Annotated in this window: 18 protein-coding genes; 10 read left to right on the top strand and 8 right to left on the bottom strand. The window is 67.2% G+C overall.

Translation table 11 applies throughout. The features are described 5' to 3' along the window. Positions 1–55 precede the first annotated feature (55 nt). Positions 56–3,553 carry a chromosome segregation protein SMC gene (gene smc, locus C936_RS0109470; RefSeq protein ID WP_018174048.1) on the bottom strand — a complete coding sequence of 1,166 codons (3,498 nt, stop codon included), beginning with the start codon at positions 3,551–3,553 and terminating at the stop codon, positions 56–58. A gap of 191 nt (positions 3,554–3,744) precedes the next feature. Between smc and queF the strand changes: the two genes are divergently transcribed. The 4 genes from queF to cysZ all read left to right on the top strand — a co-directional run bounded on the left by queF (position 3,745) and on the right by cysZ (position 6,718). Next, positions 3,745–4,167: a preQ(1) synthase gene (gene queF / locus C936_RS0109465; protein WP_018174047.1), complete on the top strand. Its 423-nt coding sequence runs from the start codon at positions 3,745–3,747 to the stop codon at positions 4,165–4,167. Positions 4,168–4,176: 9 nt separating this feature from the next. Continuing rightward, positions 4,177–5,475 carry an FGGY-family carbohydrate kinase gene (locus tag C936_RS0109460; protein ID WP_018648933.1) on the top strand — a complete coding sequence of 433 codons (1,299 nt, stop codon included), beginning with the start codon at positions 4,177–4,179 and terminating at the stop codon, positions 5,473–5,475. A gap of 302 nt (positions 5,476–5,777) precedes the next feature. Further along, a complete protein-coding gene (locus C936_RS0109455; RefSeq protein ID WP_018138546.1) occupies positions 5,778–5,987 on the top strand; it encodes a DUF3185 family protein in 210 nt (69 codons plus the stop codon). A 56-nt stretch (positions 5,988–6,043) separates the two neighbouring features. Next, complete coding sequence (cysZ, locus tag C936_RS0109450) at positions 6,044–6,718, top strand: sulfate transporter CysZ (RefSeq protein ID WP_051074793.1); 675 nt, start codon at positions 6,044–6,046, stop codon at positions 6,716–6,718. Between the two features lie 16 nt (positions 6,719–6,734). On the opposite strand, the gene C936_RS0109445 is transcribed toward cysZ, so the two are convergent. Further along, a complete protein-coding gene (locus C936_RS0109445; RefSeq protein WP_018174044.1) occupies positions 6,735–8,960 on the bottom strand; it encodes a TRIC cation channel family protein in 2,226 nt (741 codons plus the stop codon). A gap of 245 nt (positions 8,961–9,205) precedes the next feature. Here C936_RS0109445 and C936_RS0109440 point away from each other — a divergent pair, with 245 nt between their 5' ends. Then, on the top strand, positions 9,206–10,165 hold the full coding sequence (locus tag C936_RS0109440) for an ABC transporter substrate-binding protein (RefSeq protein ID WP_018174043.1): 960 nt from the start codon (positions 9,206–9,208) through the stop codon (positions 10,163–10,165). Beyond that, positions 10,162–12,111, top strand: a complete 1,950-nt coding sequence (locus C936_RS0109435) for a SpoIIE family protein phosphatase (protein ID WP_018648934.1) — start codon at positions 10,162–10,164, stop codon at positions 12,109–12,111. Before C936_RS0109440 ends, C936_RS0109435 begins: the two co-directional genes overlap by 4 nt. A 64-nt stretch (positions 12,112–12,175) precedes the next feature. Here the strand turns inward: C936_RS0109435 and C936_RS0109430 are convergent, their stop codons facing one another. The 3 genes from C936_RS0109430 to C936_RS0109420 form a co-directional block, all read right to left on the bottom strand. Beyond that, a complete protein-coding gene (locus C936_RS0109430) occupies positions 12,176–14,281 on the bottom strand; it encodes a DUF1631 family protein (protein ID WP_018648935.1) in 2,106 nt (701 codons plus the stop codon). A gap of 132 nt (positions 14,282–14,413) precedes the next feature. Then, positions 14,414–14,737 (bottom strand): non-heme iron oxygenase ferredoxin subunit, encoded by a 324-nt coding sequence (locus tag C936_RS0109425; protein WP_012982964.1) that lies wholly within the window; start codon positions 14,735–14,737, stop codon positions 14,414–14,416. Between the two features lie 72 nt (positions 14,738–14,809). Further along, positions 14,810–15,175 carry a hypothetical protein gene (locus tag C936_RS0109420; protein ID WP_018174040.1) on the bottom strand — a complete coding sequence of 122 codons (366 nt, stop codon included), beginning with the start codon at positions 15,173–15,175 and terminating at the stop codon, positions 14,810–14,812. A 98-nt stretch (positions 15,176–15,273) separates the two neighbouring features. Here C936_RS0109420 and C936_RS0109415 point away from each other — a divergent pair, with 98 nt between their 5' ends. Further along, positions 15,274–15,822, top strand: a complete 549-nt coding sequence (locus C936_RS0109415) for a pyridoxamine 5'-phosphate oxidase family protein (protein WP_018174039.1) — start codon at positions 15,274–15,276, stop codon at positions 15,820–15,822. 9 nt (positions 15,823–15,831) lie between these two features. On the opposite strand, the gene C936_RS0109410 is transcribed toward C936_RS0109415, so the two are convergent. Then, the gene (locus tag C936_RS0109410) at positions 15,832–16,287 is read right to left on the bottom strand and encodes a YaiI/YqxD family protein (RefSeq protein WP_018138539.1); all 456 of its coding nucleotides are present in this window, start codon (positions 16,285–16,287) and stop codon (positions 15,832–15,834) included. A 153-nt stretch (positions 16,288–16,440) separates the two neighbouring features. Between C936_RS0109410 and C936_RS14645 the strand changes: the two genes are divergently transcribed. Then, positions 16,441–16,617, top strand: a complete 177-nt coding sequence (locus tag C936_RS14645) for a PLDc N-terminal domain-containing protein (RefSeq protein ID WP_012982968.1) — start codon at positions 16,441–16,443, stop codon at positions 16,615–16,617. Here the strand turns inward: C936_RS14645 and C936_RS0109405 are convergent. After that, positions 16,543–18,102 carry a MinD/ParA family protein gene (locus C936_RS0109405; protein ID WP_018174038.1) on the bottom strand — a complete coding sequence of 520 codons (1,560 nt, stop codon included), beginning with the start codon at positions 18,100–18,102 and terminating at the stop codon, positions 16,543–16,545. The genes C936_RS14645 and C936_RS0109405 overlap by 75 nt on opposite strands. Before the next feature lie 190 nt (positions 18,103–18,292). Here C936_RS0109405 and C936_RS0109400 point away from each other — a divergent pair, with 190 nt between their 5' ends. Together C936_RS0109400 and C936_RS0109395 are read left to right on the top strand one after the other, a co-directional pair. Next, the gene (locus tag C936_RS0109400; protein WP_018174037.1) at positions 18,293–20,404 is read left to right on the top strand and encodes an HDOD domain-containing protein; all 2,112 of its coding nucleotides are present in this window, start codon (positions 18,293–18,295) and stop codon (positions 20,402–20,404) included. 37 nt (positions 20,405–20,441) lie between these two features. Further along, the gene (locus tag C936_RS0109395) at positions 20,442–22,562 is read left to right on the top strand and encodes an EAL domain-containing protein (RefSeq protein WP_018174036.1); all 2,121 of its coding nucleotides are present in this window, start codon (positions 20,442–20,444) and stop codon (positions 22,560–22,562) included. 36 nt (positions 22,563–22,598) lie between these two features. Here the strand turns inward: C936_RS0109395 and C936_RS0109390 are convergent, their stop codons facing one another. Further along, positions 22,599–25,127: an EAL domain-containing protein gene (locus tag C936_RS0109390; protein ID WP_018648936.1), complete on the bottom strand. Its 2,529-nt coding sequence runs from the start codon at positions 25,125–25,127 to the stop codon at positions 22,599–22,601. Positions 25,128–25,212 lie beyond the last annotated feature (85 nt).

The following is a 25,212-nucleotide window of genomic DNA, read 5'->3' as shown; positions in this document are numbered from 1 at the left end:
AATACCTCGTCTTTCCGGTTGTACGACCGCGCCCCAACCCGTGGGATCGCAGGGATCAGGCCTCGGCCAGTTCGACGGCCTCGTCGATATCCACGCTCACCAGGCGCGAGACGCCCGGTTCGTGCATGGTAACGCCGATCAGCTGTTCCGCCATCGCCATCGTGGCCTTGTTATGGGTGATAAAAATAAACTGGATCTGCTCGGACATGTCCTCCAGCAGCTCGCAGAAACGCCCGACGTTGGCCTCGTCGAGCGGCGCATCCACCTCGTCCAGCATGCAGAAGGGTGCCGGATTCAACTCAAAGATAGCGAACACCAGCGCCGATGCTGTGAGCGCCTTCTCGCCTCCGGACATTAGATGGATGGTGGACAGGCGCTTGCCCGGCGGGCGGGCCATGATGTTCACGCCGGTATCCAGCAGGTCGTCACCGGTCATCTCCAGGCGCGCCTCGCCGCCGCCGAACAGGCGCTGGAACTTCTGCCCCAGCCCGGCGTTCACCTGATCGAAGGTCTGCTTGAACAGCTGACGCGTCTCGCGGTCGATGCGGTGCATCGCCGCCTCCAGCGTCTCCAGCGCCTCGATCAGATCGGCATGCTGCTCCTCGAGGTAGCGTGAACGCTCCTCCAGGCTGCGCGCCTCGTCGATCGCCGCCAGGTTGATCGGCCCCAGGCGGTCGATCTTGCGGTCGAGTTCCGCGATCGCCTGCTCCCAGGCCGGTACCGTCGCATCCCCCGCGAGCCCCTCCGCCAGCGGGCCGGCCTCGAATCCCGACTCCTGGAACTGGCTCTTCAGCTGTTCGATCTGCACCGAGCGCTCGCGCTGATCCAGGCGCAGCTCCTCGCAGGTGGAGCGCTGCGCCTCGACCCGGCTGTCCAGTTCGCTGGCCTGCGTGGCCAGTTCCCGCAGCCGCGCATCGCAGGCCTCGAGATCCGCGCGCGCCCTGGTCAGGCGTTCTTCCGCCTGCTGGCGCTGCTCCGCGGCGGCCTGCAGATCCCCACGCCACTGCTCCAGCGGCCCCTCGCGCCCGGCCAGGCCCTGCTGCAGCTTCTCCAGGCGCTCGCGATCCTCCGCGCGCTGGTGTTCCAGGCGCTCGCGTTCGCTTTGCTCGCGCTCCAGCCGGTGGCGCGCCTCCTGCTCCGCCATGCGTGAACGCCCGGCAACATCGCGCGCCTCGCGGACCGCATCGCGGGCCTGACTATGGGCGTCGCGCGCGGCCTCCAGTCGACTCTCCAGTGTGCCGCGGTCGGCCTCCAGTGTTTCCAGCGTGGCGAGGGCCTGGTTGCGTTCCTGCTGCGCGGTCTCGAACTGCTCCCGGGCGCGAGCCGTTTCTTCTTCCAGTTCGCCCGCCTCGCGGTCGATCCGCGCCTGCTGCTGTTCCAGCTGCCGGGCCTGATCGCGCAGGCGCTGGATGCGCCGGTCGCGTTCGTCGATCTCGCCCTGCTGTTCGCGCAGCTGGGCATCCAGCCGGTCGCGCTCGGCCTGCGCGGCATCGATGGCCTCGCCCCGTTCCGCCAGGGTCGCCTGGTGCTGCTCGACCTGCCCCTGCAGCTGCTCTTCCTGCTCGCGCAGCTCGCGCGCCAGGCGCACCCGCGCGACCGCGCCGGAGGCCCCACCTTCCAGCGTGCGATGCGCGACCCACCCCGGCCCCATCCAGGTGCCATCGGGCGTGATCACGCTCTCGTCCGGTGCGAGACTCGCGACGACGCGGCGCCGGGCCTCGTCCAGATCTCGCGCGCAGTGGATGCGTGACAGCCACTGCGTCACCGCCGCGGAGCCGCGCACGCGGGCGGCGAGCGAGTCGTCCGAGATCGCCGCGGCGGCATCCGCCTGCGTACTCACCAGGCGCAGCGCGGCATCCGGCCAGTCTTGCGTGGCCTCGGGCGCGTCCAGTACGGCGGCCTCAAGCCAGGCCCCCAGCACCAGCTCCACCGCCGTATCCCAGCCGTCGTCGACCTCCAGCTGCTGCACCAGGGGCCGCGAGAGGTCCAGACCCTGTTCGCGTGCCCAGGCCTCGCGGCGCTCGCGCGTCTGGGCCGGGTCGTCCTCGCCGGCGAAGTGCTCCAGCCCCGCCAGACGCCCCGCGACCTCGCGCGCCTCGCGCTCGGCCTGGTGCAAGGCGTCGCGGGCCTCGCGGCGGGCCTCGGTGAGCTGGTTCAGTTGTTCCTGCTGCTGCTCGCGCTGCTGGCGCAGTTGCTCCAGGCGCTCGGCCAGGGCATCGCGTTCGCCCTGCAGCCGTTCGGCCTCCTCGCCCGGGTGGGTCTGTGGCAGGGCCGCGCGCTCGGCGTCGAGGCGTTCGCGGCGCTGTTCCAGGCGCGCGAGCTGGTGCTCGGCGTGATCCATGCGCGAACGCGCGAGCTGCGCATTCTGGCGCGGCTCGGCCAGGGCGCGTTCCCACTCGGACTGGGCCTCGCGAGCGGCCTGAAACTCGGTTTCGGCCTGCTCCGCTGCGGCCTCCAGGCGTTCGCGCTCGGCCTCGGCGGCCTCCGCCTCCTGCTGGCGCTGGTCGCGTTCGCGTTTGGCCTGGGCAATGCGCTGTTCCAGCGCCGCGAACGCCTCGCCGGCCGTCTGCAGGCGCTCTTCCAGCTGCCGCAGTTCCGCGCGCTCGCGGGCCAGTTCGTCCTCCGCATGGCGGATCGACTGCTCCAGGCGCGAGACCTCGGCGGCGCGGTCGTAGTAGGCGGACTGCGCCTCGGTAGTGGCCGCCTCCAGGTCCACGCGCGTCTGGCGCTGCTGTTCGGTCTCGGTGCGCACCTTTTGCGCCTCCGCCTGGGTGCCGGCCAGTTCGGTCTCGGCCGCCTGCAGGCGCTGTCGGCTCCCTTCCAGTTCCTGTTCCTGCGCACGCAGACGCAGCAGGATCGCCTCGGCGCGTTTCTGGCGCCGCTCGGCGGCGAGGGTCTGATACTTCTCGGCGGTGGCGGCCTGGCGATTGAGGCGTTCGGCCTGCTTGGCGACCTCGTCGCGCACGTCGTCCAGGCGCTCCAGGTTCTCGCGGGTGTGGCGCACGCGGTTCTCGGTCTCGCGCCGGCGCTCCTTGTACTTGGAGATGCCGGCGGCCTCCTCGAGATAAACCCGCAGTTCCTCGGGGCGGGCATCGATCAGGCGCGCGATCATGCCCTGCTCGATGATCGCGTAGCTGCGCGGGCCGAGGCCGGTGCCCAGGAAAAGGTCCACCACGTCGCGCTTGCGCGCACGCTGGCCGTTGAGGAAGTACTTGGACTGGCCGTCACGCGTCAGCGCGCGGCGAACGGCGATCTCGCCATAGGCGCTGTATTCGCCACCCAGGCGACCGTCGGAGTTGTCGAAGATCAGCTCGATCGAGGCCTGCCCGACCGGCTTGCGGCTGGAGGAGCCGTTGAAGATCACGTCCTCGCTGGAGTCGCCGCGCAGGTGCTTGGCCGAGGACTCGCCCATCACCCAGCGCACGGCGTCGATGGTGTTCGACTTGCCGCAGCCGTTCGGCCCGACGATGCCCACCCGGTTTCCGGGCAGCACCAGCGTCGTCGGGTCGACGAAGGACTTGAAGCCGGCCAGCTTGATTCGGGCGAGTCGCACGTTCGGCGTAATCCGCGGTCAGGACACTCGGGGGTAGAATGGTACACGCTTGTGCCGGTAACGTGACCGGTCCATTCGCCATCACAACATAACGACGGTGGGAGCCTGCTGGCAGGCGATCGTCCGCACGCGGGCAGGCGCTTCGCGTGCAAGCACGCTCCCACATCTCTTATCCGCAACGAGAAACCGACATGCCCAGCCAGCCGAGCAAGACCCTGGAGACCTTCGACAACCCGGCGCCGGAGAACGACTTCGCGATCTATATCCGCATCCCGGAGTTCACCTGCCTGTGCCCGGCCACCGGTCAGCCCGACTTCGCGGAACTGCACCTGGAGTACGTGGCCGACCACAAGTGCGTGGAACTGAAGTCGCTGAAGAATTATATGTGGTCGTTCCGTGACGAAGGCGCCTTCCACGAGGCGGTGACCAACCAGATCCTGGCGGACCTGGTCGCGGCGACCGAGCCGCGCTTCATGCGCCTGACTTCGTATTTCAACGTACGCGGCGGCATCTATACCTCGGTCGTGGCCGAGCACCGCCAGCCCGGCTGGACCCCGCCGGAGCGGGTCACGCTCCCGCCGCCGGGTCGCAGCCCGCTGCATTCGGGCCTCTAGCCGGTTCCCATGCACGCGATCGGCCTCGACCTGGGGACCTCCGGCATCCGCCTGGCGCTGGTGGATCCGGACGGCGCGCGGGTGTACTCGGCCGAGCGCGAGCTTCCGGAGTCGGAGACGGACGGAGACGGCATCGCGGAGCAGGACCCCGCGCAGTGGTGGACCCTCGTGCGGGAACTGCTGCGCGAGGCCGCCGAGCACCTGAAGGGCGAACCCGTCGCGATCGCGGTGGACGGCACCTCCGCCACGCTGTTGTTCCTGGATGCCGACGGCCGGCCGGTGCGCCCGGCGATGATGTACAACGACGCCCGCGCCACCGACATGACCGCGATCCTCGCCGGGGTCGCGCCCAGTGGATCGGCCGTACACAGCCCCAGCTCCTCGGCCGCGAAGCTGCTGTGGGTGCGCCGCCACGAGAGCCTCTCCGGGGTGCGGCGCGTGCTGCATCAGGCCGACTGGATTGCCGGGCGCCTGCGCGGGCGCTTTGACGTGATGGACGAGAACAATGCGCTGAAGCTTGGCTACGACGCCCTCTGGCAGGGCTGGCCGGACTGGCTGGAGGACATCCTGACCACGGATGCCAACCTGCTGCCGGAGGTCGTGCCGGCGGGCACAAACCTGGGGCCGATTGCGCCGGAGATGGCGCAGCACCTGGGGCTGAACCCGGCCTCGCGGGTGATCGCCGGGACCACCGACAGCATCGCCGGCTTTCTCGCCTCCGGTGTGGAGGACGACCGCACCGGCGTGACCAGCCTGGGTTCGACCATGGTGATCAAGCAACTCTCCTCGGAGCCCGTGTTTGCGCCTGAACTGGGGATCTACAGCCATCACCTGTTCGGCCAGTGGCTGGTCGGTGGCGCCTCGAACAGCGGCGGCGCGGTCCTGCGCCAGCATTTCGACGACGACTCGCTGAAGCGGCTGAGCGAGCAAATGGACCCGGATACGGACACGGGTCTCGATTACCTGCCCCTGCCCCGGCGCGGCGAGCGCTTTCCGATCAGTGATCCGGAACTGGAGCCACGCCTGACGCCGCGCCCGGATGACGACGCGCGCTTTCTCCAGGGGCTGTTCGAAGGCATCGCGCGCATCGAGCGTGATGGCTACCGGCGCCTGACGGAGCTTGGGGCACCGCGCGTGGAGCGCGTGATCACGCTCGGTGGCGGTGCCGCGAACCCCACGTGGACGCGCATCCGCGAGCGCATCCTGGAGATCCCGGTGATGGCCGCGGACAACGACGACGCCGCACACGGCGCCGCTCGGCTGGCGCGCATCGGCATGGGACTGGAGGCCTTCTCGCCTTCTCGCTGAAGCCAACGGCGATCGGCCAGAGGGCTGGCCTCCTAAGCAAGATACACCCCTGTAGGAGCGCAGCCCCCTCCGCGATGCGACGCCGGACAGGCCCCATCGGCCAGAGGGCTGGCCTCCTACGCAAGACACCCCCTGTAGGAGCGCAGCCCACTGCGCGATACGACTCCAGACACGCCCCATCGGCCTGGGGGCTGGCCTCCTACGCAACCGGGGAGACTCGCGTTTCTCTGGATACGTCACCGCCAGCGCCTGTGATCGGTGCTACATTCAGGCAAAGAACCACAACAAGAAAGGACGTAGACATGCACTGGAGCCGTATTCTCGGAATCGCCCTGCTGGTGGGTGGCGTCATCCTGCTGGTGATGGGCTACAACGCGACCGAAAGCCTGGGTGAAGAGCTGCACGAGACCTTCACCGGACGCTACACGGACGACACTCGCATGTACCTGATCGGTGGCGGCATCATGGCCGCAGTGGGTCTGGTCCTGACGTTGTTCGGGGCCCGCCGCTGAACCAGCGGGCAAGACCCCTCTCGCCGCTTTACGCGTTCCTCGCCCCGTTCCGGGGCCTGACACGCGTCCGCGAGCCCGCCCTGCGCGGGCTCGTGATCATTCCGCTGATCATCAATGTCCTGCTGGTGGGGGCGCTGGTCGCAGCCGCGGCGGTGGGCTTTGACGCCCTGCTCGCCGCCTGGCTGCCGCAGACCCTGGACTGGCTGGCCTGGCTGCTGTGGCCGCTGTTCGCCCTGTTCCTGCTGCTGGTGATCGGGATATCCGCCGTGGCCCTGGCCGCGATCGTGGCCAGCCCCTTCTCCGGGCCGCTCGCCTATCGCACAGCCGAAGGCCTGGGCCATCCGCCGCTGGCCGCGCCGCGCTCGCTGACCGCGGAATCCATACATGCACTGGCCACTGCGGCGCGCAAGCTCGGGTATTACGCCCTGCTGCTGATCCCGGTGCTGATCATCACCTTCGTTCCGGGGCTCAACCTGCTCGCGCCCGCCGCCTGGTTCCTCTATGGCAGCTGGGTGCTGGCGGTGGAGTTCATGGAGGTCCCGCTGGCCAACGACGGCCTGTCATTCGATACGGTGCGCCGGCGCCTGCGCGAGCGCCGCCTGCAGACCCTCGCATTCGGCGCCGGGACCACGCTGCTGGCGATGGTGCCCATGGTGAACCTGCTGCTGGTGCCGGCCGCGGTGATCGGCGCCACGCACCTGCGCACCCGCCAGTTGGCCGCAACTCAGTAAACCACCGACCAGGCAATCAGCCGGCGCGCAGGAAACGCCGCTGCAGTGCACGCCGATCACCCTGAACCGGGCTCAGCGTCGGTTCCAGCCGCCGCTCCGCGTACTCGGCCAGCATCCAGAGCATGCGCTCCACGCGGTGGGTGCGCTGCAGCACGCGGTCCAGTGCACCCCCGGGCTGGAAATGATCGGGGTCGAGGTAGCGGGCGCGCAGGGCGTCGAAGCGGCTGCGCTGATTGGCCGTCATGTCGCGCAGCCAGGCCAGGTCGTCGCGATCCCTTGAGTTCACGGCCATGGTCGCGGCATCCAGCAATCCCCGCAGGGCCTCGAGAACACGACCCTCCAGGGCCCACGCCACCTCGTCGGACGCGGTCTCCATATCCGTCACAGTCGCGCGCAGGTGCTCATACATCTGCTGCTCCAGGCGGGCGACCAGCCGGAAGCGATCACGCAGGGCCTCATGCCGGCGCGCGGCGGCCTCCAGCAGGGGCTCGCCCGCCAGCCGGTCCAGCTCGGCGAACACCGGCTGCAGCAGGTATTCGAAGTCCTTGTGCAGGCGTTCCAGCTCCCCGGGGCCGGCCGGGCGGGCCCGCCCCTCGTTATCCTCGGTGAGGTAGCCGGTCAGACTGGACCAGGCCTCCGGTTCGCGCTGCGCCAGTGCCTCGAGGCGCCGTTCCGGCAGGGTATGCGGATCCCCCATCTGCAACGGGTTGGGACGGCCCCAGTAGAGAACGCCCAAGCGCGCCAGGAACAGCAGCACGATCACCGCATGCGTGGCGATCAGGATGAATCCGAGGCTCAGCTCCACCGGGGGCCAGAGCAGGATCAGCGAATAGAGAATGCCGCCCAGGACCGAGATCTCGGCGAAGGAGTCGCGCTTGAGCATGTCGATGTTGAAGTCCGAGCGCACCACATCGCGCATGATCACGCCGAACGAGGCGGTCACCACGGCCATCACCGGGCCCCAGAGCCACAGCGGGCTGGCCTGCGATTCGACCGCCACCCCGACGCCGATCACGGTGAACGAGGCCACGGCCCAGGCATCCAGACCCCGCTGCAGATTCCCCACTACGCGCCCGCCCAATCCCTTCTGCTGCCGCGCCAGGAGTTCCTGGACGAGATGCCAGCGCACCAGCACATGGTCATGCAGCTTGTACAGCACGAACCCGACTACCACGACCACGATCGGGACCAGCAGAAACTCCGGCGTCTCGAAGATGAAGATCGGGTCGCGGCCCAGCAGCAGATCGCGCAGCACGCCGCCACCGATGGCCGGCAGCGAGGCCAGGACCAGGGCACCGAACAGGTTGTAGCGTTCGCGCCGGGCGAGGATCAGCCCGGAGGCGGAGAACGCGAGAATCCCCAGCAGGGTGAGCGTATTGAACCAGGTCTCGCTGGTAGCCATCGAGAGAAACGCGGGCAGCACATGCTCGACTTCCAGCGCGGCCATCCGGCGGCTGTCCCCCAGCGCCTGCAACTGCGCGTTGAAGTTCTCGACGAAGGACTCGGGAACGGTGGCACGGGAGAACATCACGCGCACGCCGACGGTCCCCAGGTCCAGCGGATGCGTCTGGATCTCGCGGGCGCGACCCGTCCGCGCCAGCAGCAGGTCCACGATCACGGGGTCCGCGACAAAGCCGTCGATCCGACCCTCGATCAGCGCCTGGATATGGGCCTCGTCACCGGCAGCGGGGTACAGGCGCGCGGCCTCCCCCGGATCCGCGACCAGATCGGCCAGTTCGCTGGAGGCGTAGGCATAGCCGGTGGTCACCCCCAGCCGGAAGTCTCCGTCGCGAACCGCCTGGACCAGGCCGGCGCGATCCTCGAATGAATAATCACCACGCTCGCCGGCGCGCACATAGAGGGCGTTGCGTTCCTGACGGTAGGGTTGCGAGTACTGCGCATAGTCGAGGCGACCGGAATCAAAATAGCTGCCGATGACGAAGTCGATCGCGCCGTGGCGCAGTGCGGCGAGCTGGTCGTTCCAGGAAAGCGGCGTGAACTCGGCGCCATGCCCGACACCGGCCAGCGCCTCCTGCGCGACCCGCACGTCGAGCCCGGCCGGGGATGCCCGGGATGCGCTGTCGGAACCGGCCTGATACGGGGGACGCTCGAACCAGCCAGAGCGCAGTGTATCGGGCGCCGATTGCTGCGCGATCGGGATCGGGGTGCCGATATCGGCCGCGGACGGGGGCGAGGACGCACCGGCCGTGAACGGCGCGAGGATGGCCAGCGCCAACCCCACCCACAGCCCCCCCAGCCAACGCGCAACCCGCGAACGTCGGCCCCGCGGCCACTCCCAACCGCTTCTCTGGCGCCACCGCGACGCCCGAATAACGCCCGCCTGACGGCTAGCGCACGACTGGATGCGCCCGCAGGAACACCTCGGTATGCTGTCGCCGTCTAAGACCCCCCACGGCCGACTCCCTCCCCATGGACGCTGCATACGCACGATTCCCCAATTCTGCGGCCCAGGGCCCGGGCGCCGGCATGCGCCGCGTACTGGCCCTGGCGGCTGTCCTGCTCCTTTGCGCCAACACCGCGCTGGCCGACACGCAGACCCTGCGTTTTCAGCCGCACTGGGTCCCCCAGGCGCAGTTCGCCGGCTTTTACCTGGCCAAGGAGATGGGGTGGTACCAGGACGCCGGACTGGAGCTGGAAATACTCCCGCACGGCGCGGAGCACCCCGCCCCCGCCACGCTGGCCCGCCAGGAGGCCGATGTGGCTCTGCTCTACCTCACCCAGGCCCTGGAATTGCGTGAACAGGGCGTAGACGTGGTCAACGTAGCACAACTGATCCAGGACTCCTCTCTGGTGCTGGTATCGCTGGCGGAGTCCGGGATCCTGGTGCCCGAAGACCTGGACGGGCAGCGCGTCTCGCGCTGGGCCAGCTTCAGCCTTCAGCCGGAGGCGTTGTTCCGCACCTACGGGGTGCACCCCGACACGGTCGACCAGGGGGCGACGATGGCCGCATTGCGCACCGGCGCGGTCGCGGCCGCCACCGCCACGCGCTACAACGAACTGGTGGAGCTGTATCTCAGCGGTCTGGATCCGGACGAGATCGAGGTGATGCCACTGGAGGATCACGGCGTGGGCCTGGCCGAGGACGGGATCTATGTCCTGGAGTCGACATTGCGCGAACGCCCCGAAGCCGTCCGCACGTTCGTCGAGGTCTCACTGCGGGGCTGGGAGTACGCGTTTGCCCATCCGGACGCCGCAGTGGACGCGGTGATGGATCGCGTCATCCAGGCCGGCGAGCCGACCAATCGGGCGCACCAGCGTCTGATGCTGGAGGCGCTGCACCCGCTGTATCTGGAAGACGAGGCGCTCCGCGGTCCGCACCTGGATCGGCAGGACTACCAGCTGGCCGTCAGTCTGATGCGCAACCTGGGGCACCTGGAATGGGAGCCGGTGCCGTACGAACAGTTTCACCAGGACGTGACGCAATGAACGGCCGCAAGAGCCTCGCCGTCCGCCTCGCCCTGGTCACCCTGCTGACGACCGGGTCGATCTTCTTCATCTCCTCCGGCGCGCTGTACCTGATGGTGCGCGATATCATGCTGGAGCACGCCGAGGACCAGGCGCGCGAGCTGACCCACGCGACGGCCAACCGCATCCGCTCGTCACTGAACGAGGTGGCCGGGTCGGCACAGGGCCTCGCCAGCGCCCTGAATTCGGGACAGATTCGACCCGACGGCCTGTTTCCCGTGCTGGACAACGTGACGCTCCAGTCGGACGCGGTCCAGGGCGCCGCCGTGACCTACGAGCCCTATGCCGCCGACCCCGACGAGCGCTACTACGGCCCATTCTCCTACGAGACGCCCAACGGCATCGCGCGCATGCACCTGGGCGGCGACGACTTCGACTACTTTACCCGGGACTGGTACCAGATCCCGGCGCTCACGCGCAGCGGCTTCTGGACCGAGCCCTTTCCATCGGCCGCCGACCCCAACCGCCTGATCACCACCTACTCGCGCCCGTTCTTCGACCCCGACGACGCCGAGGCACTGCGCGGGATCGTGACCATGGACATCGAACTGCCAGCCCTGACCGCGCGCGTGGACGAGGTGGAGATCTTCGACAGCGGCTTCGCATTTCTGGTCAGCCCGCGTACGCGCTTTATCACCTATCCACAGCGCGACTGGATCATGCGCGAGAGCCTGTTCAGCCTGGCCGAAACCCTGGGCGAGCCGGAACTGCGCGAACTCGGACGGCGCATCCAGCAAACCGACGAAGGCTTCTCCCGCGTGCCGGAGGCCCTGCTGGAGGAACCCGCCCGGCTCTATCACGTGCGCCTGCCCGAGGCGAACTGGGCGGTGGGCGTGATCATCCCCGAGCGCGAACTGTTCGGGGATATCCTGCGGGTGATGCACTGGGTGCTGATCATCGCCGCGATCGGCTTCTTCATCCTGCTCGGCACCATCATCGGCATCTCGCGCGGCATCACCCGCCCGCTGAAGGGCCTGGCGAGCAGCGCCGGCGAGATCGCCCGCGGCAATCTGGACCGCCCGCTGCCGCCGATCCGCACCGGCGACGAGGTGGGCCAGCTCGCCCATTCGCTGGACGAGATGCGCCTGTCGCTGAAGGACTACATCAACGACCTGACCGCGACCACCGCCGCCAAGGAGCGCATGGAGAGCGAGCTGAAGATCGCACGCAACATCCAGATGAGCTTCCTGCCCAAGCGGCTGGACCTGTCCGACCTGGATGTAGGTATCGACCTCGCGGCGCGCCTGATCCCGGCCAAGGAGGTCGGCGGGGATCTCTACGACTTCTTCCCGCTGCGCGAGCACAACGCCCTGTTCTTCGCGGTCGGCGATGTCTCCGACAAGGGCGTTCCCGCCGCGTTGTTCATGGCCGTGACCAAGACGCTGGTCAAGGGTATCGCCGAGCAGGACCCGCGCGACCCGGGCGAGATCCTGACCCGAGTCAACAACGAGCTGTGCCTGAACAACGACAACGGCATGTTCGTGACCTACCTGTGCGGGGTGCTGGACCTGGGCACCGGCGAGGTCCACTTTGCCAACGCCGGCCACAACCCGCCGTTGATCCACCGCGCCGATGGCACCTACGACTGGCTGAAGCTGCCGCCGGGCCTGGTACTGGGGGCGATGGAAGACATGGAGTACCCGGTGCAGACCGTCCGCCTGGCGCCCGGTGATGCGTTGCTGCTGTATACCGACGGGGTGACCGAGGCAGCGGACGGGGAGCAGAAGCTGTACGGCGAGGATCGGCTATTCGCCTTGTACGGGGAGATCGCATCCCAGCCAGCACGACAGCAAGTCGACGCGGTGCTCGAGTCCGTCGAGCGTTTCGCGGATGGTGCTACACAGGCGGATGACATTACCGTGCTGGCGCTGCGTTACTGCCCGGGGGATGGGGAATGCGCCAGATGAAGGCGTGGACCGAGGCTTCGCGGGCGAGCCCGCTCCCACAACCCGCCCGAAGGCCCTGCTGGCGCTAGCGGATCATCGCGTCGAGGGGGTTGTCTCGGGGTAGCGCGCGCATGCGGCCCTCGCGCATCTCGTGGGCCACACCCTGCAGGCTGTGGCGACGGCTGGTCACGCCATCCAGCGACAGGAACAGGAAGCGGCGCGTGGCCTCCCCGCGCCAGACCAGCGCCATGCGCTGGGTCTCGCCGGTCGCCTTGTCGATGAACTCGAACCAGTCCCCGACCTGTACCCGCGAGGCCTCGAACACATAGGGGTCGTCCTGGTCCGCCAGCAGGTCCGGATCGTCGTCCTCGAAGCGGACGGAACGGCGCGCCCGAATGCGCTCCTGCGGGTCAAAGCGCGGCTCGTCTCCTGAGGCCCGGATCCGCTGCAGATGGGCCTGCCCCAAGTGCTGCACCACGGCCTTCACGCGCTCCTCGGAGACCCCGGCCTCGCGCGCGGTCGCCACAATGCGCTGCACCATCGGGTTGACCTCCTGCGGGGTCGCGCGGTTGCAGATGGCCTTGGCCACGTCCTTGACCACCTGGTCCAGCCGTTCGGCCGAGTCACCATCGGCGGCCAGCAGGTCTTCCCAGGCCTCGGCGATCTGCTCAGCCGAACGTTCCGGCAGCTCCGCGCCGGTCTCCAGCACGCAGATGGTCAGGCTGCGCCGCGCGCGCGCGGCGCGCTCCTCCTGGCGCAGTGGATCGATATGGGGATCCTGCAGCTCCTGCCAGCGCGCATCCTCTTCCTCGATCGCCGCCAGCCAGTCGTCCACCAGGGCCTGCGCGGCATCACGGTCCATGCTGTCGGCTTCGTGGCGCAGCCGATTGACCGACTGCTGGATATGCTGCAGGTAGGCCTCGATGGCGTCGTTGCCCTCGGCCTGGTCATCCGGGCTGACACGCACGCCGGTGTTGATCAGGCTGCCGATCCACAGGCGTAACGGGTGCGAGCGATCGCGGAAGAACGAGAGATCACGGATGACCACGCGCGCCAGGGAGAACTGCATGTCGGCAATGGCCGCACGCACGCGCGAGTTGAACCCGACCTGCCGAAAGATGTGATCAAACATCCCCTGCAACAGATCGAGGATGAACGGGGTCAAGGACTCGCGCGAGAATTCCGCTGATTCCGGGGCCACACGCTCGCCGCCCGCGCCCCCAGCCCCGGAGCCGGCCCCATCCGGCACGCCGGCCGCATGCGGCGAACTGGCGGGCAACCCCTGGGCCTGCACCAGGGCGCGGGCCCACAGGGCCCAGGCGGTGGGGTCGGCATCCGGCGCGGGCATTTCGCGTGTCCCGCTGGAGCCCGCCGCCCCCAGCCCCAGCGTCGCCGGGTCTCCGCCGGCAGTTGATTCGGAGGCGGATCGCGGCGGGCTGCCCGCGGTGTAGTGGGCCCAGCTCGCGCGTTGCTGGGGCACGCTTTCCGACTCGTGCGCCTCCGGACTGCGAGGCGGCTCGGTCACCAGCCCGCACTCGTCAATCGTCTCCACCACGAAGGCCAGCATCGGGGCGCCTGTGCGCCCCATGCACTTCACGTAGGCCCGCATCAGGTCCAGGGTCATGGCCGTGCGGCCGAACTGCCGTTCGGCGGCCTCGATCACCCGTTCGTACCAGTGCAGCGGAGACCAGGGCGCCCAGCCCGGGTGCTCGAAGCGGTGCTCCTCGCGCGCGGCCTGCTGGAACATGTAGTAGGAGTAGCGGTTGTGCTCGCGGATCACGCCCTCGAGCTTGTGCCGCAGGGAGCGCCGGGTGGACTGGTAGTCGTCGAGCACTTGCAGCCCGGAATCACCACCCGCATAGCGCGTGCCGGAGAAATCGTATTCGGGCGGATAGGTGGTGGTGCGCAGGTCGCGGTTCAGTGCCTCCTCGAACTCGCGCCGCAGTACGTACTGGTAGCCATGCAACTGGTTGGCCCATTCGACCGCATCACTTTCCTGGTCGCCCCAGACGCGTCCGGCGCTCCATTCGGTCGCGACCCACTCCATGCATTGATCCAGGTGATCGACCACGCGCGGGGCGACACCGGCTGCCAGCTCGGAACGCTGTGCCTCGGACAGCCCCGACAGACCGCTCCAGATCGCCGTGTCGTCCTGGTAGTTTCCCTGTTCTCTGGAGTCCTTTCCCGCCATGCGCCCTGCCTTCGCGACCGGCCGCGGCGCGGCCGTTAGCCCAGTGTTAATCGGCCAGTGTACAGGTCAGAAAGCGGCAAAACAGCCACAAGTTGCTATTTTGCACCGTAGCGCGGGAGGTTAACTGGAGAGTTAGTCGTCCAGCGGCTCGGAACCCACCTGAACCATGCCGCCATGCACGCGAGTCGGGAAACGGGTCAGCGGGTCCTCCGCCGGGGGCTCCATCACCTCGCCGGTGCGCAGGCAGAACTGGGCCTCGTGCAAAGGGCAGGTGATACAGTCATCGTCGAGCTCGCCATCGGCGATGGGGACTTCTTCGTGCGTGCAGAGGTTTTCGACCGCGAAGAACTCGCCGTCGAGGTTGAAGATCGCAACCTCGGTTCCCGCCGTATCTACCAGACGATGTTCACCGTCCGCGATACTGTCGACCGGTGCCACGTCGATCCACTCGCTCATCTCTCCTCCAGGGCCTTGTGGTTGGGCTTCAACTTGCCGCCCAGCGAATCTCCATCTTGGGAAACACTGTCCCTAAGGCGTCGCATCCAGGGCTGCCGTTGCGGCCGGGTCGATCTCGATCAGGCGGCCTTCTTCCGGGTGGTAGCTGAAGCGCCCGACCACGCGGATATGTTCCCCCAGCCGATCCGATACCTCGTCGTGAGGCTCGACCGCCACGCGGTTCACATCCTCGTCTTCCAGCCAGTAGTGGTAGCGTTCGGGGTCCTCGTCAAAGCGCTTGACCACGCCCTCGGTCTGCACCAGCTCACCGTTGAATTCGCCCGCCGCACCCGCCAACTGGGCCAGCGTTACCTCGGACACACGCTCACCACCCCCGCAGGCGGTAAGCCCCACCACCAGGATGGGCGTCAGGAGCAGGGGGCGCAGCGAATGTCTCATGTGAATCTCCGGGCCGAAGCAACGTTGTAGTACGCTCGCGAGGGTACCGAAACCTGCCTTCAACGTCTCGATTCACCCCAATCAAGCCGGTAATGCCAATGGCCAAGACCTTCCCTGCCCTCGACGAACGACTCACGGGCTTCATCCTCGAACAGCCGGTTTATTTCGTGGGCTCCGCCCCGCTCGCGGCCGACGGCCACGTGAACCTGTCTCCCAAGGGGCTGGACACCCTGCGCGTCCTGGGTCCTCGCCGCGCGGCCTATCTCGACCTGACCGGCTCCGGCAACGAGACCTCCGCCCATCTGGCCGAAAACGGCCGCATTACGCTGATGTTCTGTGCCTTTTCCGGAAAACCGAAGATTCTCCGGCTATACGGCCGCGGGCGAACCGTGCTCCCGACCGATGGCGCCTGGGAGTCCCTGTACAGCGCGTTCCCTGCACATCCGGGAACGCGGCAGATCATCGACATCGAGATCCACCGCATTCAGACCTCCTGTGGCTTCGGCGTACCCGAAGGCGAACTCCAGCCACGCCCCACCCTGACCGAGTGGAGCGAACGCAAGGGCCCCGAGGGCCTGGAACGCTACTGGGAGGAAAAGAATGCGGTCAGCATCGACGACCTGCCGACCCCACTTGGGAAACGCTGAACGAGCCGCCTACCGGGCTTTTGCCTGACGGGTCAGCAAGCGGTCGAGCTGGTTGGCGAAGGCCTGGCGATCGGCCTGGCTGAAGGCGGCGGGACCGCCCGTATCCACGCCGCTGGAGCGCAGGGTCTCCATGAAATCGCGCATGCTGAGGCGCTCGCGGATCGTCCCCTCGGTATACAGCTCGCCGCGCGGATTCAGGGCCTGGGCGCCCTTGGCAATGGCCTCGGCCGCCAGCGGGATGTCGGCGGTGATCACCAGGTCCCCCGACTCCAGCCGCCGCACGATCTCGTTGTCGGCCACGTCGAAGCCGGCACCCACCTGAATGGCATCGATCCATTTCGACGGTGGGGTGCGCAGCGGCTGATTGGCCACCAGGGTCAGCGGCACCTGAGTGCGGTTGGCCGCCCGGAAAAGAATCTCCTTGATCACCGCGGGACAGGCGTCCGCGTCTACCCATATCTTCATGCTCACCGATCGTCGATTCGAGAGAAGTTCCGCAGCATAGCCGGTTCGGCGAAGCGCAACACACTCCACCGCTTTTCGATTGGCCGTGCCCCCGGCCGCATGCCATGGTGCTACGCTCAACGGACACGGCACTCGCGCCGACAAGGAGCCCCCATGGGTATCGAAGTCACCGGAATTCTCGGTCTGATCTGGCTGATCATCGTGATCTGGGCCATCGTCCGCACCGCGCAAAGCCCGGCTGGGCCAATGGTCAAGCTACTGTGGATTCTGATCCTGCTGTTCCTGCCAGTGGCGGGGCTGATCGCCTGGCTCCTCCTCGGGCCCAAGTAGCCCGGAAGACGGATCGGTCGAATCATCGCCGTTCGGGTTGCCGATGGGCGGGGACGGGGCTACACCGTCCCCGCGCCGTTCAAGCTGCTCGATCAGTAGCTGTCCCTCGTCGCGGGAATCGCGCAACCACTGCAACAGGTCCTGCTGCGAGCCGAACACCGCCACATCCACCCGGTGTATGGCATCGGGTTTCGGGATCGGCGTTGGGCGCTCGCTCGCCGCCAGAGGGCCGTAGCGGCCAAAGTCGGGCGTCACCACGTTTTCGGGCGGCTCCGGGCAAGCGGCATCCTCTCCGCGGGTTGCCTGTTCCAGACGCGCGCCGATGCGCTCGAGTACGTCTTCGGAGGTCTCAGGGTGCTCGAGCAGCCATTCGATCAGCGCCTCCGGATCCACCGCGGGGATGCCAAAGCGATCGCGATAATCGGCCTCCAGCGTCTGGATCCACTCGGCCAGCGCGCAGGGCTCGTCGACCGCGCTCGCCAGGGCACGGAACTCCCGCCGCAGGGCCTCGAACCGCTTCTTCACCTCACTGCCGGACTCCGGTGCCGGGACTTCCACATCCGGAGTGCCACCCCGTTCGGCAAGCAGCCGCTCCGACGGGGTGTCATCCGCCCCGGCGTCAACCGCCACTGGCTCGCTCGATGCGGGTTTGCGCAATAGATGCCGGAACCAGAAACGGCTGAACGAGGCCTGGCTCGAGGGGTCCCAGGAGAGATCGTTCAAGGCCTGTGCCAGCCGCTGAAACGGACGTACTGACGGATCATGCTCCGAGAACATCGCTACGGGGTGCTGCAGGGTCACCGCCGCACGCAGGCTCTCGTCGCGCTGAATGAACCCGAGAAAGCCCACCGAGATCTTCAGATACTTCTCCACCGCACCACTGAAGCGCTGATACACCGCCCGCGCCTCACTGATGTCGGCCACCATGTTCACGACCACCTGACAGGTGAGCGGATACCGCCGTAGCGCGACCTTCAGCAACGAAAAGGCATCGGTGAGCGAGGTCGGCTCCGGCGTAATGACCAGCAGCACTTGATGTCCGGCGGCGACGAAATCCAGGGTGGTATCGCCAATCCCCGCAGCGGTATCCAGGATCAGGTCATCGAAATGCTGCTCGATCCGCGCCAGCTCGGTCACCAGCCGCCGCTGTCGGGCCGCCGACAACTCCACGCAATCGCGGATACCCGAGGCCCCCGGGATGACTTTCAGGCCATGGGGGCCCTCGAGAAGGACATCCTCGACCGGACACTCCCCCGTCAGGACCTCGGCCAGCCCCTTTTGCGGGTGCAGCCCCAGCAGGATGTTCACGTTGGCAAGCCCCGTGTCGGCATCCAGGATGCAGACCCGGCGCCCCGCCCGGGCCAGGGTAATCCCGAGGTTGACCGCGATACTGGACTTGCCCACCCCGCCCTTGCCGCTGGTCACTGTCAGGACACGCGGCTGAGCTGACTGGACGCGAGCCGTGCCGGACTGCCTGTCGATCATGGGCTTCAAAGCTTCCTGCCTCCGAAGTGGCCTCACGGGATAGGCCTCACGCACGCCTAACGTCTCGTCTACTGGAATCGCTGGCGCAACGCAAGTCCCAGCAGTATAGTCGGGAACCAGGGCGAGAAGCCGCGACGCAGCAACGGATCGGGGCAATACAAGGGCACCCTCTCGGGTCCCGGGGAGAAGCATGGCCACGGCGCATACGGCAACCGAAACCATCCCCAGCCTGCCACAGGCCCTGACGTCCGTTCTCGATGCGGGCCAGGCGGCGGAGGCCGATTTCGAGGCCCTCAGCCGTGCCATTCTGCGCGACACCGGCATGACCACACGCCTCCTCGCGGCAGCCAACTCCCCGTTCTATTACCGCGGCTCGCCGTGTCGCACCATCGATAGAGCCCTTTTCAGCCTGGGGCTGGACACCGTGCGCAGCCTCGCCCTGACCGCCGCGATCCAGCAGCTTTTCGGCCGCTACCAGCCCAAGCGCACCAGCACGCTTCGGACCATCTGGCGCCGTGCGCTGACCACCGCCATGCTCGGCCAGGTCCTCGCCTCCCTGACACGCCACCCACGGCCCGAAGAGGCGTATCTGTCAGGGCTTCTGGTTGATCTCGGCAAGCTGATGCGACTGGCGTCCGACGAAGCGCGCTACTGGCCGCTGCTCGAGGCCAGCGGCGACCACCGCGAGCTGGTCTCCCGTGAACAGGCGACCTACGGTCAACACCATGCAGCACTGGCCGCCGAACACCTGGACCAATGGGGCCTGGACGGCTTCGTCACCGATGCGGTGCGTTTCCACCTCGAACCCACGGCACAAGTGCGCGATGCACACCACCTAGTGAAGATTGTCCATCTCGCCAGCCGACTTGGCGACGAACCACCCGACGCCATCGGCGACCCGGCCCTGGCAGCCGCCCACGACCTGTTTGGGCTCAATGACGGCCTGACCCGGGAACTGCGCAACCGCATCGAAGACGATGTCACCCGGGTTGCCGGTTCCCTGGGTATTGAGCTGGACGCGGGAGCCGAAACCGCGAATATCGAGGCACATCACCCCGATCAGGCGGCGCGCGAGGCGCTGGGGATGCGTGTCCGCGACCTCACCGAGCTGGAGCGGCTGTCCGGCGAGCTTCGCGCCTCGCGGACCCCCCGAGAACATTGTCTGGCCGCCCAGCGAACGCTGTTTCTCACCCTGGGTGTCGAGCACAGCCTGATGTTCCTGACAGACGCGGACGGTGCCTCGGTCTCCGCCTGGCTCGGTGAGGAAGACGAGCCCGACTTCACCCTGCCCTTGTTGCCCGGACGGAGCCTTGTGACCGACACCCTGCTGGACCGCGAGATGCGCCAGCACAAACCCGATGGCGAGACACCTACACCGGTCATCGACCAGCAGTTGTTCCGGCTCTGCGGTGCCGAGGTGATCTGGGCATTCCCTCTGCTGGCGGATGCCAACTCCTCGCCCGCAGGGGTGCTGATCCTGGGACTGGACCGAGAACGTGCCCAGACCCTGGAACCCCGAACCGGATTTGTCCGGGCCCTGGCGCGAGAGATTGCACGCGCGCTGTGCACCTCGCAGTCCGACCCGCCCGAGCAAGCGCACACCGACGATACGACGCAGGAGCGAATCCGCGAGACGCTGCACGAGGCGGGCAACCCCCTCAGCATCATCCAGAATTATCTGGGTGTGTTGAACACAAAGCTGGGCGATGAGCACGAGGCCAGCCAGGAACTGGCCCTGATCAAGGAGGAGATTGATCGCGTCGGCCGCATCCTGCTGCGTCTAAAGGAACCCGACCAGGCAGTGGACGGACCGCCATCCTCGCTTAATCGGCTGGTCCAGGACGTGGCCGACATCGTGGACCGCTCTCTTTGCCACACGCGGGGCATCCGCCTGGAACTGGATCTGGCACCCGGCGATCCGCCCTTGTCTGTCTCCAGCGACCATGTGCGCCAGATTCTGACGAACCTGCTCAAAAACGCCGCCGAGGCCCTGCAGCCGGGGGGCGTCATTCGGCTGCAGACCCGTGACCCCGAGAGCTTCAATGGGACCAGCGTGGTGGCACTGGTGGTCGCCGACGACGGCCCCGGGCTTCCCCCGGAGGTCCGCGCGGCCCATTATCGGCCGGTGGAGTCGCACAAGGGCGAGGGGCACGCCGGGCTAGGCCTGAGTATTGTCCGCCGCCTGGCGGACGAGATCGGCGCTCACATCCAGTGCGACAGCGACCGCGAAGGAACGCGGTTCGAGATTCGGCTCCCCCATCGCGAGGCCGAAACCGGAGCCCTCGGGGCGGGACAGGGATAGCCCCCGCGATGATGCGAGACCACGGCGGGAGCCGCACATGAACGAACCCGGCACACCACAGACCCCTCGCATCCTCGTCGTCGACGACGACCCGCGCCTTCTGGAAAGCGTGCGCCAGCTGCTGGAACTACAAACGTTCAACGTGGAAACCGCGCCGGGCGGCGGCAGCGCTATCGAGGCCCTGCGGCGGGATCCGCCCGATCTCCTGCTGCTCGATCTGTGCATGCCGGAACTGGGGGGGCGTGATGTCCTGCGCTTCATCCAGGCCGCCGGGCTCGCGGTCCCTGTGGTGGTCATCAGCGGCAACACCTCGGTGGACGATGTCGCCGGCGCCCTGCGCGACGGGGCCTCCGACTACCTGAAAAAGCCCTACCAGCCCGACGAGCTGCTGGCGACCGTCCGCAATGCCCTGCACAAAAAAGACCTGGAAGACGCCAACCGCCACATGCGGGCACGCCTGGAGCGTTCCGAGCGCCTGCACCGGCTGATCGTCAACAACTCTCCGGACATCGTGTTCATCCTGGACCGCGACGGTCGGTTTCGTTTCGTGAATTCGCGCGTCCACGAGTTGCTCGGCTATTCCCGTCAGGACCTGCTGGACACCCGTGTCCTGGATCTGGTCGAAACCGACGACCACGAGAAGGCGGAGTACTTCTTCGAGCAGGCCGGGCGCAGCCATGCCCACATCCGCTCCGTGGAGCTCGCGCTCAAGCCGCGGGAGATGGCCCGCACCCGGCGCTATTTCGAGGTCGCGGTCTGGCCGACGGCGGCCAGCGACGATACAGGCGAGACCCTGATCTACGGGACTGCCCGCGACATCACCGACCGCAAAGAGTCAGAAGCCTTCATCAACTTTCAGGCCTACCACGACCTGCTTACGCGCCTGCCCAATCGTGCCCTGTTCCGCGACCGGGTCGATGTGGCCATCGCCCAGGCACAGCGCCAGGGTCACCCCCTGGCCGTGATGTTCATCGACCTCAACCGCTTCAAGGTCATCAACGATTCGCTGGGGCACACCATCGGCGACCGCCTGCTGCAGGCCGTCGCCCAGCGCCTGCTGGGCTGCATTCGCAAAGGGGATACGCTGTCGCGCTTCGGCGGCGACGAATTTACCCTGCTGCTCCCTCAGATCAGCCGCCAGGAGGCCGCGGTTGATGTAGCCGAAAAGATCCTCGAAAGCCTCAATGAACCGTTCCACCTGGGGGGCGACCACGAGTTGTATGTCGGGGCCAGCATCGGGATCGCGATCTACCCCGAGGGGGGCGACACGCTCGAGACCCTGATCCGGCATGCCGACATCGCGATGTACCGGGAAAAGAACACGGGCAAGAACGGCATCCGCCTGTTCGCACCGGAGATGCATGGCAACACGCCACACCGCCTGCAATTGGAGCAGGACCTGCGCAAGGCCCTGGAGCGCGAAGAGTTCCACATCCTCTACCAGCCGCAGGTCGATGGCGAGACAGGACAGCTCCTGGGCGTCGAGGCGTTGGTTCGCTGGAATCACCCCGATCGCGGCATGCTGGGCCCAGCCGAATTCATCCCGGTCGCCGAAGACACACGTCTGATCGTCGACCTCGATCGCGCGACCCTGCGCAACGCCCTCGGCGACATACGCAAAGCCCATCAACACGTACCCAACCTGCGTCTGGCGGTGAACCTGTCACCGGTGCTGATCGAGCGCGACGACTTTGTCGACGGCGTACTGGGACTGCTGGTCGAGACCGGCTTCCCCGCAGAACTGCTGGAGATCGAGATCACCGAAAGCCTGTTGATGAGCGACACCCACGATACCGTGGCCAAACTCAACCGCCTGTGCGAGGCGGGCGTCCAGGTGGCGGTGGATGACTTCGGCACCGGTTATTCGTCGCTGAGCTATCTGCAGAAGCTGCCGGTCCACACCCTGAAGATTGATCGCAGCTTCACCCTCACCATCTGTACCGACGGGGAGGCCTGTATCGTTAACGCGATCGTATCGATGGCACGCGGCCTGCAGATGAACATCGTCGCGGAGGGCGTGGAGACCGCAGCCCAGCAGGAGTATCTGCGCCGCCTTGGCTGCCCGATGATGCAGGGCTTCCTGTTCGGGCACCCTTCCCCCCTCGCGGACCTGCTACAGGCGGAATCCGACTTCGGGCGTCGAACTGCCCGATCCTGAATCCGGTTTGCGGTCCCGTCCCGCCCTCGCAGCAGACTATGCGCCAATGCCTTGCAAGGCATTATCGGCCGGGGCCGGGCGGCCCAGCAGGTAGCCCTGCCCGAAACGGCAGCCCTCGCGTAGCAGGAACGCTTGCTGGCCCGCTTCTTCCACACCCTCGGCAATCAGGTCCAGCCCCAGTGCGTCCGCCAGGGCAATGATGGCGCGGATAATCGATTCGTTGTTGCGCGAGTGCCCGATATCGCGGACCAGTGACTGGTCGATCTTCAGCCGCCGCAGCGGCAAGCGACGCAGATGCGCCAGGTTGGAATAGCCCGCACCGAAGTCATCCATGGCCAGTGTCACGCCGAGCGTTTCCAGGCGGTGCAGCACGGCCAGCGCCCGCTCTGGCTGCTCCATCATCATGGTCTCGGTCAGTTCCAGCTCCAGCCGGTCGGGCTCCAGACCGTGGTGCTCCAGGATCTCCTGGATCGCCGCCACCAGAGTTTCGTCATGCAGCTCGCGCGCGGACAGGTTCACGGCCACGGTCGGCACGCCTCGGCCGTCCTGGTCCCAATGCGCCAGCTGGGCACAGGCCGCGTTCAAGACCCAGCGATCAATGGCCTGGATCATCCCGGTTTCTTCCGCCAGCGGGATGAATTCCGCCGGAGATACCATGCCGCGCTGTGGATGACGCCAGCGCACCAGCGCCTCCATCCCCACCAGCCGGCCCGACTGCATCTCCAGCTGCGGCTGAAAGTAGAGCAGCAGCTCGTCGTTGGCGATGGCGCTACGCAGGTCGTTTTCCAGGAACAGACGATGTTCCGTCTGCGCCCCCATTCCGGGCTCGTAGACATGCCAGGTGTCCCCGCCAACGCTGCGCGAGGCCGCCATTGCGAGTTCCGCGGCGGTCAACAATTCGTCACGCGTGTTGCCATGTTCGGGGAACGTCGCCAGCCCGACGCTCGCCGTGGTGACCAGCGCACGCCCACCGATGGCGCAGGGTTCGCGCAAGGTTTCCAGCAGCTGCTCGAGGAAGGCCTCGGCGCCGCCATCCATCGGCGGGTTTTCGATAATCAGGCAGAACTCGTCTGCTCCTACGCGAGACACCGTATCCTGCGGCCCCAGTAACCCCCCAAGCCGTTCCGCCAAACCTTCCAGCACGCGGTCGCCCGCCGATGTTCCCAGGGTCTCGTTGACATTGCGGAAGCGATCCAGGTCGATCAGCACCACCCAGCGCGCAAGACCATCGGCCATCGCGCGTTCCAGGGTGTGTCCCAGCCGGTCGTGCAACAGCACGCGGTTCGGGAGGCCGGTACGCGCGTCGTAATGGGCCATCTGCCGCAGCGCTTCTTTCTGCTCCATGCTGGCGGTGAGATCCGTCCAGCTGCCGACCACCTCGGCCCCGCGCTGTCCCTGATTGCCGCCGGGAATGATCCGCATCTCGTCGCGAATATGGCGCAGCTTGCCCCAGCCATCGAACAGGCGCAGTTCACGGACCATGTGGCGTTCCTCCTGCAAACGCCGGTTCTCGCGCATGGCCGTGGCCCGGTCCTCCGGATGGACTTGCTGCTCCCACCAGCCCGGCTGCAGCGCCACCCTGGAATTGAATCCAAACAGCCGCGCGAAGTTGCCACTCACCCAAAGCGGCTTGAAATCCAGCGCATTGAGTTGATAGAGCACGACCGGTCCACTCTCGAGCAGGTGTTCGAGACGCTGATTGGCCTCGCGCAGGGCACGTGTCTGCGCGCGCACGGTGCGTCGCAACCAGACCGCCATCAGCCCCAGGACGAGTGCGATCATTGCGGCGGACGCCAGCGCCGACCAGGCCCACGTCGGGATTTCCCCCTCCCCGAGGGGTGGTTCCAGTGCCTGCTCCATCGCGTGCTGATAGGGCGACCCCGCGTCGCCCTTCCAGCGCTGGAGGTAGGCGTCGATCACCTCCAGTCGGTCATCCTGCCGCCCAGGAGCAGCGGCGTAGTAAAGACCGACCTGGTCGAAGGTGACGGGGGTTTCCACCAGCATATGCTGGCGTGCATGACGCCGCGCATAGAAGTTGTTTGTGATCGCCACGTCGGCATCGCCCGACGCGACAGCAGCCAGCACGGATTCCATGTCGCCACGGGTCACAAGGGTCCAGTCCAGGCCGGTGTCCAGTGCGTACTCGCGCAGGTAGTCGTATTGAATCGATCCATCGAGCACCGCAAGGCGGAGGCCTTCCAGCGCTTCGATGCGATCCAGCCCCGAATCGATCGGCGCCAGCACCTGGCTCCATGCCTGAGCCACCGGGATCGAGTGAAACGCGAGGCTCTCGCGCCGCTCCGGCGTCAGCGCGACATCCGGCATCAGGTCGATCTCGCCCGCCTCCAGGGCCTCCAGACAGGCCGACCACTCGCACGAGACATACTCCAGCCGCCAGTGCTCGCGTCGCGCGATGGCGTCCAGCAACTCGACGAACACGCCCCCTGCCGCCCCATCGTCACCCGTGCCGACCTTGGGCACGTTCTCGTACAGCCCTATGCGCAGGGGATCATCCGCGCCGGCCCCGGCGGGCAGGCACAGGGACACCGCCAGCAGGACAGGCATGACCGCACGGCGCCATCGCGTCCATTTGCTCCTGGTTCTGGGTTTCCAATCAGGCACGACGCGCCCCTGTGCGTTCGGTACCGCA

Origin of the sequence: Thioalkalivibrio sp. ALJ4 (assembly GCF_000377225.1) — a bacterium.
Lineage (GTDB): Bacteria > Pseudomonadota > Gammaproteobacteria > Ectothiorhodospirales > Ectothiorhodospiraceae > Thioalkalivibrio.
This window is presented reverse-complemented; position numbering and strand designations above follow the sequence as displayed.